Source organism: Aeromonas sp. s7(2024) (genome assembly GCF_040907825.1).
Classification (GTDB): domain Bacteria; phylum Pseudomonadota; class Gammaproteobacteria; order Enterobacterales; family Aeromonadaceae; genus Aeromonas; species Aeromonas veronii.
The window spans coordinates 305,501-320,166 of record NZ_JBFOCM010000035.1; the positions used below are offsets into that span (position 1 = coordinate 305,501).

The following is a 14,666-nucleotide window of genomic DNA, read 5'->3' on the forward strand; positions in this document are numbered from 1 at the left end:
CGGGGTTGTACTTTTTGCGGCGGTACAGCACCAATGAGCTGCGATCGTGTTTGTGCAGCTGATCTCAATGGTTGGTTGCTATTGAACAGTTGCTTAATAGCCTGTGATACACTGCAGCAATTTGCATATTTCCATACATTTCTAGTCTTTTTATACATTATGCCTGATTTATAGGGATTTTCATGAGCGCAGTCATCAGCCAAAAGCTACAGAGCAGCCGTAAAGAACTGCTGGATATTGGGCTTCGCAATAACATGCTCAACTTCCGCAAGACAGCCAAAACTTTGATGGTGGTCGATGAGCGATCTGAGGAGGTGTTCAACATCCTCTATCGCCAAGAAAAGGCCATGACCTTTGCACCGATGGCCCGCAAGAGGCTGGCCGAGCTGGCAAAAGCCGCCAAGCCTGAAGAGGCAGGGGATGACACAGCAAGTGACGAGGAGTTGCTGCATGAGTTGGATAGTTTGGGCTGGTCCAGTGTCGCTGACGAGGCTGATGAAGATGAGGCGGGCAAAGCCCGTCGCCATATGGATACTCATTTGCAGACTGCCATTGATGACGAGCGTCTGTTCCTGCAGTTGTTGAAGATCCACACCGAGGCTAAAGGCTTTATTGAGGAGCAGGGCGTAAACACGCTGTTCCTAGCCCTTGGATTCTTGCATTGGTACGAAGCGGATAGCTCCGAGAACCTGCGCAAGGCACCTTTGATATTGCTTCCGGTCTGCCTTGAGCGCAGCGGCGCCAAGGATGCTTTCAAGCTGAAGTATTCAGGTGATGAGTTGATGGCGAACCTTTCTCTGGTCGCCAAGCTCAAGACTGATTTTGGTTTGGATATGACCTCCTGCGCGTTCGACGAGGATAGTCTAGCGACCGATGAGAGCGGCCTTGGCCGCTTCTATGGTGATGTTGCAGATGTAGTCAGTAAGCAGGGACGCTGGAAGGTCGCCAGCAACGAGATTGCGCTGGGCTTCTTCTCGTTCGGCAAGTTTTTGATGTTCAGGGATCTCGACCCGAAAAGCTGGCCGGAAGAAAAGCAGCCTGATGCCCATGGAGTGATGAAGCGCCTGCTTGGTTCGGGCTTCGGGGATATTGGGGCGGCGTATCCGGAGGATGTGAATATTGACTCGGTGATTGCACCGGGAGATGTACGTTTTGTGAAGGATGCCGACAGCAGCCAGACAGAAGCCATTCTGGAGGTGCGTGAGGGTTCCAACTTGGTTATTCAGGGACCACCGGGTACGGGTAAGTCACAGACGATCACCAACATCATCGCCGAGCTGATCGGCCAGAAGAAAACGGTGTTGTTTGTTGCCGAAAAAATGGCTGCGCTTGAGGTGGTTAAGCGTCGTCTGGATGAAAGTCATCTGGGCGATGCCGTTCTTGAGCTGCATAGCCACAAGTCCACCAAGCAGTCTGTGCTCAAGGAGCTAGGACGGACTCTGGATCAGGGGCGACCATTGACCAACGTGGGCGAGGACGACCTTGCCAGATTGAAAGAACTGCAGGATGGCCTGAATCAATACTGCGAGGCTGTGAGTGCTTCCGCGGGCGCGAGCGGCTTGCCTTTTGTCGATGTGCTTGGCCGTTACTTGAAGCTGAAGCGTGTCTATGCCGGATTGCCGGTCATTCCTTTTGCGCCTATGGCAGCCTGGAGCTATGCAGAACAGCAAAAAAGGCTTGAGTTGGTTGAGGAGCTGGTGCTGCATCTGGAGGAGATGGGACGGCCTGATCTAAGTGTCTTTTGGGGTAGTGAGCGGACGTTCTTTTCGCCTATAGAACAGAGCAGGGCTAATGATGCACTGCAGTTGGCAGGTTCGCATCTCAATGCATTGCAGTCGGCAGCCACGGCACTCTCTGAACGGTTAATGCTGACTCAGCCGGCCACTTTGGCAGATGTGGATGTGGTATGCCGCGCTGCTAGGCGTGCGGCCGAAGCTCCGCGACTCGAAGGGGTGCAGCTTTCAACGGGCGAGTGGCAATCCAGGCGTGATGTCATTCGTGAGTTGCTGGAGGCCGGCGAGCATATGACTGCTTGTCGTGCTAAGCATGATAGCCAATTGATCGACGCTGCTTGGGAACAGGACCTCCTCGAGGTTCGACAGAGCCTTGTGGCTTATGGCGAAAAGTGGTGGAGAGTGTTTTCGGGACGTTTCCGTGCGGCACGTAGCCGTTTGCAGGGGCTAGCCCGTGAGACATTGCCCACGACCAATGGGGGCATGCTGGAGCTGGTTGATTCGGTACTGACTTATCAGCAGAACAAGAAGGTCTATGACCAGTACGAGGCATTGGGTAGCGCCCTTTTTGGTGCCCAATGGCAGCGTCAGAAATCAGACTGGGCGGTGCTTGAGCGTTTGAGCGCTTGGGTGATCAAGCTGCATGACGATTTGGGTAATGGACAGATTCCACAAGGCATCATTGCCTTCTTGGCTGGGCATACCGATGCCAGTGGCTTGGGTGATACAGTCACCAGAATAGAGCAACATGTTGTCGGGTTAGACAAGGCCTTGCGCAGTGCGCTTGAAGTCACCGGCATGCAAGCGGAGAACGCTAAGGCTGACGTCAGAAAGCTTGGTCTAGCTGCTCTTGGCGAGCGTTTGCAGCAGTGGCAAGAAAGTCTGACGGCGCTTTATCAGATGGCGCGGTTCAATGTCCTCGCGGAGCAGCTGCACAAGGCTAAATTGGACGACTTGCTGGAAATTGCCGTAAGCAGTGATGAGCCCAAGCAGCTACCTGCAATTCTGGATTTCTCTTGGTATTCGGGTTTGGTGCAGCGGGTATATGCAGAGAAACCAGCGCTGCAGCAGTTCGACCGCATTAAGCACGAACATCAGATTGCACGGTTCAAGTTGCTCGACTTGGCCTCGCTCAATCATGCGCAAACGCATTTGGCTAGACAGGTTTGGGAGGGGATGCCCAACATCAATCAGCCAGGTGAAATGGCAGTGCTGCGGGCTGAATTGAACAAGAAGCGTCGACATATCCCGATCAGGCAGCTGATCGAGAAGGCTGGTCGGGCCATTCAGCAAATCAAACCTGTTTTCATGATGAGCCCCATGTCGATTGCGAACTTCCTTCCTCCAGGAAAGCTGGAGTTCGACGTGGTGGTGTTCGACGAAGCCTCTCAGGTGAAGGCCGTCGATGCATTCGGTGCCATCATGCGTGGTAAGCAGGTAGTTGTGGTCGGAGATACTCGGCAGATGCCCCCTACTGATTTCTTCAGCCGCGATGTTGAGCTAGATGACGAGGATGCAGCGACCGCTGACATTGAAAGCATCCTGAGTATGTTCAAGGCGGCCGGAAGCCAGGAGCGCTATCTCCGGTGGCACTACAGAAGCCGGCATGAGTCATTGATTGCCGTATCCAACGTCGAGTTCTACGACAGTAAATTGGTAGTCTTCCCCTCTGCCGGCCAGCATCCCCACGCCAGTGGCGTGAGCTTCGACTATCTGCCTGATGCGCTGTATGACCGAGGTCGTACCCGAACCAATAAGGGGGAGGCTAAGGCAGTTGCACAGGCTGTCATGCAGCATGCTATTCGAACGCCTGAACTCTCGTTGGGTGTTGCCGCCTTCAGTGTGGCGCAGCGAGACCTGATTCAGGTCGAGATCGAATTGCTACGCCGGCAGATGCCAGAGGCTGAGGCATTTTTCACTTCTCAGGGCAGTGAGCCGTTTTTCGTCAAAAACCTGGAAAACATCCAGGGTGATGAGCGGGACAAGATCTTTATCAGCATCGGCTACGGTCGCAATGAGTCCGGCCGGATTGCCAAAGAGTTTGGTCCGCTGAACCGTGAAGGCGGGCATCGTCGCCTCAACGTTCTGATCACACGAGCCAAAATGGCAATGCGAGTCTTCTGCAACTTCAGGGCTGACGAACTGGAGATTGATGCTGGGGCTTCCCTCGGCGTAAGGGCTCTGAAGAACTTCCTGAAATTCGCTGAAACGGGTGAGCTTGAAGTCGCTCGGGAGACCGGTAAGGCAGCTGACTCACCGTTTGAGTTGGAGGTAATAGAAGCGCTGCGTGAGCGCAATTATGAGGTTGAACCGCAGGTGGGAACTGCCGGATATTTTATCGATATCGCAGTCAAGGACCCAGAGTATCCTGGGCGTTATTTGCTGGCAATCGAGTGTGACGGTGCAGCTTACCATAGCTCGCGTTCCGCTCGGGATCGTGACCGTTTGCGTCAGGGGGTATTGGAGGGATTGGGATGGAATTTCCATCGGATCTGGAGCACGGACTGGTTCCGCAATCCGCAGCAGGAAATTACTCGTGCTGTAGCGGCCATTGAGGCGGCTCGAACCAAGATTGCTGATAGACGTGATGCGATCCCTGAAGTCGTGCCGGAACCGAAGCATGAGATCATTCGAGGAGCTTCTGCCGAGGAAGCAGTACCGAATTCGAGCCAGCCATACGTGAAAGCAAATTTGGCGCTAGTTGCATCAACAACTGAGTTGCACCAAGAAAAACCAGAGCAATTGGCACGAATGATCCAGTCAGTAGTCGATGTGGAGGCTCCTGTTCATAGCATGGAAGTGACACGACGGCTCATGGGGGCATTTGGTGTCACACGTGCTGGAGTAAGAATTACAGCTGCCGTCGAAAAGGCCATTCTTCTCGGTGCAAGACAGAGGTTGTTCAACTCGAAAGATGGATTCTTGTATTCTGCAGATAGTCGAATAATCCCCATTCGTAGCCGTGCTCATTGGGGGGCTGCGGAGCGTAAATTGGAATGGGTTGCGCCAGAGGAAATTGATAATGCTCTGTTAGAGACCGTTACTCTTGGCTTCTCAATGAACAGTGATGAAGCAATTTCCGGCGCATTGGGACTATTGGGTTTTGGCCGTGCCACATCAAAGATTACGGCCGAGCTTGAGAAACGAATCCATCACCTTACCGCTACTGGGCGACTACAAGAAGCCGGAGGTGTTGTCACTACTACGTTGCAGTGATGAAAATAATGTTTACAAGTAATCTGCTGCAGACAGCCTAAGTCCACTCCTATTGCAAAGCCACGACTCCGGTCGTGGCTTTTTTGTGCGCTGTGTCTATGGACGGGGACTTTCCCTCTCCCTTCGGGATAAGGTCAGGATGAGGGGGATAGTCCCTCGCTCAGCAGGCTATCCAGACGTGCTCGCACTTTCTCTACCAGTGCCTGATCGCTACCGCGCCAATCGATGCAGCTTGCCAGCGTGGTGGAGGTTCTCGCCATAAAACGCAGCTCGCCGCCCGCCAGCTCGTAGAAGCGGCTTGCCATCCTGGTTCCCTCATCCACATCACCCGCCACCAGCAGCATGGCTTGCGCCAGCACGGCGCCCTGATGATCCTGCCCCGGCGCCAGCCAGCGCTGGGCGGTACCGGTGATCTTGCATCCCCCGATCACCAGATTGTACTGACCATCGCAAAAGGATCCGGGCACGAAGTCATAGCTTCCCTCAAGGCCGTACTCCGCCAACAGGGTCAGCAGCGGCGCCCCCAGCAGCCGGTAGTAGTGGGCGAGATCTGTGGTGGTGCGGGGCAGCAGCAGGGATAGGTTGAGGATCCCCGCCCCGTGGGGCACGGCGGTACCGCCACTGTCGCGCACATGTACTGGCCAGCCTTCATCTGCAAGTTGCTGGCCGGCGGCTTCGTAATGGGGGAGGCGGGTATCTTTGCGGGTGACAATCAGGCATTGGGGCGCCTGCCACAGGTGAGCGCGGGGCTGGCCGTCATGGGCACAGTCGCGCAGCCAGTGCTGCTCTTGCGCCAGTATCTGTGCGGGTGAAGCGGTATTGGAGAGGGGGGAGAGCAGGCGATAGGGCATGGCGGCATCCTCAAAAAAGGCTGCCCAGCACACTACCCGTGGCGACTGGCAAGGTAAAGCCCCGCAGTGCGGGGCTGTTTGCTATCTGTAGGCTGTGTCTCAGGAGTGGCGCGCTTCGCGCTTGGGCAGCAGCAGGTTGAGCACGATGGCGGTAATGCCACCGGTGGCGACGCCGTAGGAGAGCACGCTCTTGGCCAGCTCCGGCAGGTGTTGCAGCACTTCCGGCACCTGCGCGACTCCCAGCCCCATGGCCAGCGACACTGCCAGGATCATCAGGGCGCGGCGATCCAGCTCCTCGCGGGCAATGATGCGCACGCCAGCGGCGGCGATGGTGCCGAACATCACGATGGTGGCCCCCCCCAGCACGGGCTCGGGTATCTGCTGCACCAGGCTGGCGACCGCCGGGAACAGGCCAAGCAGCGCCAGCATGGCGGCGATAAAGAGCCCGACATGGCGGCTGGCCACCCCGGTCAGCTGAATAACGCCGTTATTCTGGGCGAAGGTGGACATGGGGAAGGTGGAGAACACCGCCGCCAGCATGGAGTTGGCACCATCAGCCAGCACGCCGCCTTTGATCCGCTCCATATAGACAGGCCCTTCCAGCGGCTCGCCGGAGATATCCGAGGTGGCGGTCATGTCGCCGATCGCTTCGAGCGCCGTCACCACGAAGATGATGGCGAGCGGCACGAACAACTGCCAGTCAAAGCCGAGACCGTAGTGGAGCGGAATGGGCACCATCACCAGCGGGCCGTCGAAGGTGGGGGCGCTCACTTTGCCCAACAGCAGGGCCACGGCATAGCCCGCCAGCATGGCGATCATGATGGCGGAGAGGCGCAACCAGGGGTTGCGACTGCGTTGCAGCAACACGATAAGGCCGAGCACCAGCAGGGAGAGGAAGAGGTTGGTGTGGCTGGCGAAGCTGCCATCAGAGAGGGCTGCATAGCCGCCGCCCATGCTGATGAGACCTACCTTGATCAAGGTCAGGCCGATCAGCAGCACCACTATGCCGGTGACCAGCGGGGTGATGATCCGTTTCACCAGATGGAGGAAGCGGCTCATCACCACGATAGTGAGTGCGGCAACCATCATGGTGCCAAACAATGTGCCCAACAGATCCTCGGTGGGCATGGCGGCCTGTTTGAGGGCGAGACCGGAGGCGATGATGGGGCCGAGGAAGTTGAAGCTGGTGCCCTGTACCGAGAGCAGGCCGGAACCGATGGGGCCGAAGCGGCGGGTTTGAATGAAGGAGGCGATGCCGGACATGACCAGCGACATGGAGACGATATAACGGGTGTCGGCGGCAGGGAGGCCGAGGGCATTGGCGATAATCAGGGGCGGGGTAATGATGGCGACAAACATGGCGAGCATATGCTGCAGGGCGGCGAACAGCGTCTGGGGCAGAGGCGGGACATCCTCTATACCATAGACCAGTTCGCTGTGGGCTCGCCTGGGTGGATGTGCCTCTCGATTGGCGCGTGTGACAGCAGCCTGTTCCATAAGTACCTCGAATTGTGTGGGGAGGGGGAGAAAATTGGGCGCTATTGTAGTGATTGAAATGAGGCTGACCAGCGCTAATTATGCAAAAAAAGGTTTATTTTTTGATGGGTTGAAACGTTTGCGCGCTGCGATTATCATCTGTCGGTTTGTGTGACCGACCTCTCCTTTTTATTCTCCCCGCTAATGACATTTTTACCACTTTGTAGGTGTAGAATGAGCCCTCAGTATTCATCGTGGAGACTCTGGATGCTCAAGTTGTCAGAGTTCTGGAGTGCGAGGGTTCACTCCGAAGACTTTACTCGTACTCGCATGGGCTTTATGACGGTGCGTTTGCGCCTGCTGACCTGCTTGCTGATGCTCGGATTGCCCGCCTGGGCCGTGGTGGATTGGTTGACCTTGCCCGCCGTTCATTTCGAGCAGCTATTCCAAGCCAGGATCTTCTGCACCCTGGCGCTCTCGCCACTTATTCCGCTCTCGTATCTCATCCACTTCAAGCGGGAACGGATGAAGCTGGCCCTTGGCTACCTGATGGCCGTGATGATGCTCTTCTCCCTCTTCTGCCTGAACAGCTTTGGCGCCGGACAGGAGTTGCAGGCGGGCTATGCGGCCTTTCCCTATCTGCTGATCACCCTGTTTGCCATCTTCCCCATCCCCCTCTCCCTCGGCTTGCAACTGGCTGGTGTGGTGCTGGTGACCATGCTGCTGGGCCACTGGCTGCTGGTGGGCCAGAGCATCTGGAGTCAGGCCACCCTGAATCAGGTGTGGGTGCTCGGCATGTTTACCATGGCCAGCTGCTGGGTGCAGTGCGGCCAGCTCAACATGCTGCTGCGGCTATATCGGGAATCGACCACCGATGAGCTGACCGGCATGATGAACCGCCGCCTGCTGATGAAGCAGCTGGAGCAGGCCAGAATCCGGCTGCAACTCAAGAAGAAGCCCTTTGCGGTGATGCTGCTGGATCTCGATCGCTTCAAGCGGATCAACGATATCTACGGCCATCTGGCGGGGGATGCGGTGCTCAAGGAGGTGGCTACCACCCTGGGCGAGCAGCTGGAGCCTGACATGGTGCTGGGGCGTTATGGTGGTGAAGAGTTTGCCATCCTGATGCACAACTGCGCAGATCCGGCGCTGGCGAGCAAAATGGCCGAGCGGCTGCGCATTGCCGTCGAGGCGCGGTTGGTGAAGAGCCCCACCTCGGACGAATTGCTGGAGGTGACGGTGAGTATCGGGATTGCCATGGCTCGTGCCGATGACACCATCGATATTCTGATCAACCGTGCTGACGAGTGCCTCTATCAGGCCAAGATGGCGGGACGCAACTGCGTGGTGGTCGAGGGTCAGAACCGCGTAAAAACAGATGCCGCCTGAGGGCGGCATCCTGTTGGCAATGAGCTGGTGCGATCAGGCCAGCTTGTACTTGCCGGAGAGCTGCTGAGCCAGCAGCTTGAACATGTTGAACACTGCCATGGTCTTGCCGGTCGGGGTGCCATCTTCGGCCAGGAAATACTCCCCCTTGAACACCAGAATATCCCCCTTCTGCTCCACCGAATCGGCGCGCATACCGTGGATGAAGTCTTCATGCTCTTTGATGATCTTGTTGGCCATCTCAAGCAGGGCCGTCTCGGTGATCAGCTCTTTCTGTGGTTGCATGCTCGTCTCCTTAAACGACTACTGGACAGGGAAACCGTGGATCCCTGCCTCTGATTGAAGAGGCGCCCAGCATACTGCAAACAGGGTTTTTCTGTCATTGATATGACCCCGATTTGTGGCTGTTTATCCGATCACCAGATTCTTCAACCAGCAGCGCTGGCGAATACGGCGCTGCACCAGCAGCACCTTGCTAAGCTCCTCCAGCAAGACCACCGCCACCACCCAGGAGAGGGGCCAGCCGAGCAGCGTGACCGCCACCCAGGCGAGCGGGATGCCGATGCACCACATGCCGACGATGTCGATAAAGATGCTGTAGTTCACATCACCGCCAGAACGCAGCACTCCGATGATCCCCACCATGTTGAACACCTTGAGCAGCATCCCGAGGCACATGATGCCGAGCACCTGTCCCGCCTCCGTCATCAGCTCGGGGGGCAGGTTGCCGACCCACTGCAACAGGTTGGCTTGCAGCAGCCAGACGATGATCCCCACCAGTAGCGCGCCAATCGGTGCCAGCAGCAGGAACAGCTGGGAGTGCTGCCAGGCGACCTCGTACTCCTCGGCCCCGAGCCGGTGGCCGAGCAGGGTGGAGCAGGCCACCGCCAGTCCGAAGAAGAGGGAGATAAGGATGCTCTCCAGGGTGCCGAGTGTGGTCATGATGGCCAGCGAATCGGTGCCAAGATGGGCATAGAGAAAGCCGTAAATCAGCATGCCGAAGGCCCAGAGGCCGTCATGGAACAGCAGCGGCAGGGCGATCAGGGTAAAGCGCACCACCTCCTTGCGCTTGAAGGCGGCCAGCCAGTCTGGTGCGCGCGGGATCAGGCGCGCTTCATAACGCTTTACGTAGAGCAGTAGCAGGGCTGTCTGCAGCAGCCGGGAAATGGTGGTGCCCCAGGCCGAACCGGCGACCCCCATCGCCTCGAAGCCGAAGTGACCGAAGATGAGGGCGTAGTTGAGGATGACGTTGGCGATGATGGCGATAATGCCGATGCGGGTCGGAGCGGCGGCATTGCCGACCGAGCGCAGGGCTGACTCCAGCGGCACTACGATGGCGGTACAGAGGATGGTGGCGCCGGTGATCATCAAGAATTGATCCGCCAGTGCCCGCAGTGCCGGATCCTGACTGGCAAAACCCAGTACGCTGCCCGGTGATAACACATAGATGAAGGCAAAGGGCAGGGTGACCAGCAGGGCGCCCACTATGGCCAGCGCCAGGGAGCGGCGCACCCCGGCCATCTCCCCGCGCCCGAAGTATTGTGCTGCCAATACCGAGACCCCGCCCGCGAGGCCCGCTATCACCAGCAGATTGAAGAAGAAGACCCGGTTACCCAAGCCGACCGCCGCCACAGCCGTGGTGCCAAGCTGGCTCACCATCATGATATCGATGAGGCCGAGCAGGGAGAACATCATGGACTGTAGCGAGACAGGCAGGGCCAGCCGCCACAATCGGGTCATGAACTCGCGATCGGTGGTTTGTTTTAAAATCGCTTGCCAATAATTCATAGTTGTTAACCGGGTATGAGAAAAGCAAGGTTTGTCAGGGGTATGATAGGTGCTGGCGAGGCTCTTCTCACTGTGAGTAGCTCTCGGTTTTCTTGTGTAAAACTATCCTGTTGAGGTGTTATGCCATTTGCCAGCGAGTGTCTGGAGATAGCGCCAGCCTGTGAAGAGCAGATGCTGGGACGTGAAGGGCTGCCCCTGCTCGGCGAGGCGGGGATCTTCCTGACCGGCCTCTCCCGGGTGCGAGATCACTACCTCATCCGTCGCAATCGCCCCGAGTTTCACATCCTGATGGTGAGTCACGATGAGGGTGGCGCGCTGCTCACCGACGAGGGTGAGCAAGCCATTCCGGCCGGATCGCTGATTTTCCTGCCGGCCGCCGTGCCCGGTGGGCTCAAGCTGATTGGCGAAAGCTGGCAGATCAGCTGGATTTTGCTCGATGACGTGCCGCGCTGGCAGCACCTGCATCGCCTTGGTCACCGTATCTGGCAAGGGGATGGCGGCGATCAGCTCTACCATCTGCTCAGCCTGATGCAGGGGGAGGGGATTCGCTCTTCGCTGCAACCTCAACTGCTCAGCCTGTTGCTGGCGCTGCTGGAGCGCACCCTGCAAGGGGAGGTGCGCGGCACCCCTGAACTCAGATTGCAGGCACTGTTTCGCCGGGTGGAGGCGCGCCTGGACGAACCCTGGAGTGTCGCCCTGCTGGCCCGACAGATGGCCTGCTCCGTTCCCCATCTTCACCGGCTCTGTCAGCAAGCGTTCGGTATGGGGCCGATGGCGAGGGTGACCGAGCTCAGAATGAACAAGGCGCGCCAGCTGCTGCTCTATACCAACTGGCCACTTGGCGAGCTGGCGGCCCGGGTCGGTTACAGCGATGGGGCCAACTTTGCCAACCGCTTTCGTCGTCTGACTGGTCAGACCCCCGGCGCCTTTCGTCGACTGGGTCGCAAACCTTTTGCAACGGATGTGCAAACTCTTTGAAATTAATGAGACAAGCCCCTAGGATCGGCGGGTCCCTGCGTCTAGCTAACCGTTTAGGTACCAAGATCCATGTTTGAAGATAATAACCAGAAACGTCCTCTCTACATTCCCTACGCCGGTCCCGCCCTGCTGGAGACCCCCTTGCTCAACAAGGGCAGCGCCTTCACCAGCGAAGAGCGCAGCAACTTCAACCTCGAAGGTCTGTTGCCCCAGAATATCGAGACCATCGAAGAGCAGGCCGAGCGCGCCTATCGCCAGTTCATGGCGTTTGGCAACGACATGGACAAGCACATCTATCTGCGCAACATCCAGGATACCAACGAGACACTGTTCTACCGTCTGCTGCACAACCACCTGACCGAGATGCTGCCCATCATCTACACCCCGACGGTCGGCAAGGCGTGCGAGGAGTTCTCCAACATCTATCGCCGCGCCCGTGGCCTGTTTATCTCCTATCCGGACAAGGACAGGATCGATGACATGCTGCAAAACGCCACCAAGCAGAACGTCAAGGTGATCGTGGTGACCGATGGCGAGCGGATCCTGGGTCTGGGTGACCAGGGTATCGGCGGCATGGGCATTCCCATCGGCAAGCTCTCCCTCTACACCGCCTGTGGCGGCATCTCGCCCGCCTACTGCCTGCCGGTGGTGCTGGATGTCGGCACCAACAACCAGCAACTGCTGAATGACCCCTTCTATATGGGATGGCGCAATCCGCGTATCTCGGGGGATGAGTACGCCGAGTTTGTCGATGCCTTCATTCAGGCGGTCAAGCGCCGCTGGCCCGATATCCTGCTGCAGTTTGAGGACTTCGCCCAGAACAACGCCATGCCACTGCTCAACCGCTACAAGAACGAGCTCTGCTGCTTCAACGACGATATTCAGGGTACCGCGGCGGTGACGCTGGGCAGCCTGATCGCCGCCTGCAAGGCCTCCGGCGCCAAGCTCTCCGAGAAGCGGGTTGCCTTCCTCGGGGCGGGCAGCGCCGGTTGCGGCATTGCCGAGCAGATCGTGGCGCAGATGAAGGCCGAGGGGCTGACCGATGCCCAGGCGCGCAGCCGGGTCTTTATGGTGGATCGCTTCGGTCTTATCACCGACAAGATCCCCAACCAGCTCGACTTCCAGCGCCGTCTCTCCCAACCGGTGGAGCGCATCGCCGACTGGCCGGTGGGTGACAACATCTCCCTGCTGGAGGTGATGGAGCATGGTCGCCCGGACATCCTGATCGGGGTCTCCGGTCAGCCGGGGCTGTTCACCGAAGAGGTGGTCAAGACCATGCACAAGCACTGTGCCCGTCCCATCATCTTCCCGCTCTCCAACCCTACCTCACGGGTCGAGGCGACGCCGGCAGACCTTATCCGCTGGACCGACGGTCAGGCGCTGGTGGCCACCGGCAGTCCGTTTGCACCGGTGGAGCACAAGGGCAAGCGCTACGTCATCGCCCAGTGCAACAACTCCTTCATCTTCCCGGGGATCGGCCTTGGCGTCATCGCCTCCGGCGCCACCCGGGTGACCGACGCCATGCTGATGTCGGCCAGCCGTGCGCTGGCGGAGTGCTCGCCGCTAGTGAAAGGGGAGGAGGGATCTCTGCTGCCGGATCTGGCAGATATCCATCAGGTCTCCCGCTACATCGCCAAGATGGTGGCCAAGACCGCCATGTTGCAGGGCAAGGCGGTGCAGACCCCGGACGAGGTGATCGATCAGGCCATCGACGCCAACTTCTGGCATCCGGAGTATCGCCGCTACCGCCGCACCTCGTTCTGATTTCTGCGAAAAGACGCAAAGCAAAAGGGATGCCTCGGCATCCCTTTTTGCATCCTGAGGGGATGCAGCTTCATCCCCTTAGTGTTGTCAGACGTGGTTACTGGGTCACTTGCTGCACGCCGGTGACGCGTACTTCTACACGGCGATCCGGCGCCAGGCAGGAGATCAGCTGAGCCTTGCCCTTGACGCTGTTGCACTGGGTGCCGGTGACCGGATTGGCTTCACCGCGACCTTCGATGGCAACTTTGCCAGCCGGCAGACCTTTGCCAACCAGGAAGTCGGCCACGGTACGGGCACGCGCTTCGGAGAGTTTCAGGTTGTAGGCATCAGAACCGATACGGTCGGTGTAACCGACGACCACGGCGCTGCCATCTTTCGGCTGAACATCAACGATCTGCTGATACAGCGTATTCAGCGCTGCGACACCTTCTGGCTTGAGGGTGGATTTGCCAAAGGCAAACAGCACGTCAGAGCTCAGGGCGAAGTTCTTGTCGACCAGTACCGGCTCGGGAACCGGCTCAGGCGCAGGGGCGGCAACCGGGGCAACATAAGAGGTGCGATTCGGGTGCATCACCAGCTCCAGGGTTGCGACGCTCATGTCGCTCTCCCAGGTTTTCTGCTCGTCACCCAGATTCCACAGATAGCGGTAGCGTGCCTGCACATCGATAAGGTCGGAGAGCTTGGCAGTCAGACCCAGACCCGCCAGCGGTGCAGTGCCGTTGTCGCTGTTGCCATTGCCGTTGACGTGATTGAAGTAGGCACCACCTTCAGCAAACACCGAGAAGATGTCGCCCAGCGGCAGGCGGGCGATACCGGAGAGGGTTGCACCCTGGGTTTTGAAATCGGCACCGTCCACGCCCGCTTTACCGGCGTAGAGGTAGCCCAGTTCAGCTGCGTAGTAGTCGTTGAAGTTGTAACCGCCGAACAGGCTCAGCGCAGTTGCGTCTTTGTCAGTGTCTTTGCCAAAATCATCCAGACCGTGGGCATATGCCCAACCTGCACCAACACCGGTGTACCAGTCATCGGCAGCCTGAGCTGTGGTGCCTGCGGCGGCGAGCGCCAGTGCAATCAGAGTAGGAGCCATTTTGAGTTTCATCGGTTTATCCTTGTTGTGTTAGCCCATGTCGGGCAATGCACTTGTTTTTATTGCTGCGAAAAATCGCCAGCAAAGTGGATAGCGAAGGCTTTGGACTCTCATGATGCAGTGGCGTCATGGACAACAGACCGGACAAGAAGCGCTTTTTAGTGCTTATCCAATACCTTACAGGCGCAACTACTTTATGCTTTCGAGACGGGGCAGGCAAGGGCAGGGAGGCGGGAGTGAGGGATGCAAGCTAGAACTAGATGTCTAGTCCTGAAATAGGTTTACACATTTTCAGCTAGCATTTCTCTACTCAGAACCCCCTATGTACCGCATCGGGGGTTCTGTATTTCAACGCATGATGCGGCCGCTCCGCGTTGTAAATATCCACCG

Annotated in this window: 9 protein-coding genes; 4 read left to right on the forward strand and 5 right to left on the reverse strand. The window is 57.8% G+C overall.

Going from position 1 to position 14,666, the window contains the following annotated elements:
* Window positions 1-182 precede the first annotated feature (182 nt).
* On the forward strand, window positions 183-4,949 hold the full coding sequence (locus AB5Y73_RS15680; protein WP_265781944.1) for a DUF3320 domain-containing protein: 4,767 nt from the start codon (window positions 183-185) through the stop codon (window positions 4,947-4,949).
* Window positions 4,950-5,083: 134 nt separating this feature from the next.
* Here the strand turns inward: AB5Y73_RS15680 and AB5Y73_RS15685 are convergent, their stop codons facing one another.
* Together AB5Y73_RS15685 and AB5Y73_RS15690 are read right to left on the reverse strand one after the other, a co-directional pair.
* Window positions 5,084-5,800: a protein ligase gene (locus AB5Y73_RS15685; RefSeq protein WP_368148207.1), complete on the reverse strand. Its 717-nt coding sequence runs from the start codon at window positions 5,798-5,800 to the stop codon at window positions 5,084-5,086.
* Between the two features lie 99 nt (window positions 5,801-5,899).
* Complete coding sequence (locus AB5Y73_RS15690; RefSeq protein WP_040066712.1) at window positions 5,900-7,297, reverse strand: nucleobase:cation symporter-2 family protein; 1,398 nt, start codon at window positions 7,295-7,297, stop codon at window positions 5,900-5,902.
* A 246-nt stretch (window positions 7,298-7,543) separates the two neighbouring features.
* On the opposite strand from AB5Y73_RS15690, the gene AB5Y73_RS15695 reads away from it, so the two are divergent.
* Window positions 7,544-8,665: a GGDEF domain-containing protein gene (locus AB5Y73_RS15695; RefSeq protein WP_107682380.1), complete on the forward strand. Its 1,122-nt coding sequence runs from the start codon at window positions 7,544-7,546 to the stop codon at window positions 8,663-8,665.
* A gap of 33 nt (window positions 8,666-8,698) precedes the next feature.
* On the opposite strand, the gene AB5Y73_RS15700 is transcribed toward AB5Y73_RS15695, so the two are convergent.
* Complete coding sequence (locus tag AB5Y73_RS15700; RefSeq protein ID WP_005338382.1) at window positions 8,699-8,947, reverse strand: YciN family protein; 249 nt, start codon at window positions 8,945-8,947, stop codon at window positions 8,699-8,701.
* Window positions 8,948-9,070: 123 nt separating this feature from the next.
* Window positions 9,071-10,450, reverse strand: coding sequence for an MATE family efflux transporter (locus tag AB5Y73_RS15705; RefSeq protein WP_005338381.1), 1,380 nt, complete (start codon window positions 10,448-10,450; stop codon window positions 9,071-9,073).
* 120 nt (window positions 10,451-10,570) lie between these two features.
* Between AB5Y73_RS15705 and AB5Y73_RS15710 the strand changes: the two genes are divergently transcribed.
* Window positions 10,571-11,428: an AraC family transcriptional regulator gene (locus AB5Y73_RS15710; RefSeq protein WP_162516069.1), complete on the forward strand. Its 858-nt coding sequence runs from the start codon at window positions 10,571-10,573 to the stop codon at window positions 11,426-11,428.
* Window positions 11,429-11,497: 69 nt separating this feature from the next.
* A complete protein-coding gene (locus AB5Y73_RS15715) occupies window positions 11,498-13,192 on the forward strand; it encodes an NAD-dependent malic enzyme (RefSeq protein WP_005338379.1) in 1,695 nt (564 codons plus the stop codon).
* A 97-nt stretch (window positions 13,193-13,289) separates the two neighbouring features.
* Here AB5Y73_RS15715 and ompA read toward each other — a convergent pair whose 3' ends face one another.
* Window positions 13,290-14,288: a porin OmpA gene (ompA, locus tag AB5Y73_RS15720; RefSeq protein ID WP_100646518.1), complete on the reverse strand. Its 999-nt coding sequence runs from the start codon at window positions 14,286-14,288 to the stop codon at window positions 13,290-13,292.
* Window positions 14,289-14,666: the final 378 nt, after the last annotated feature.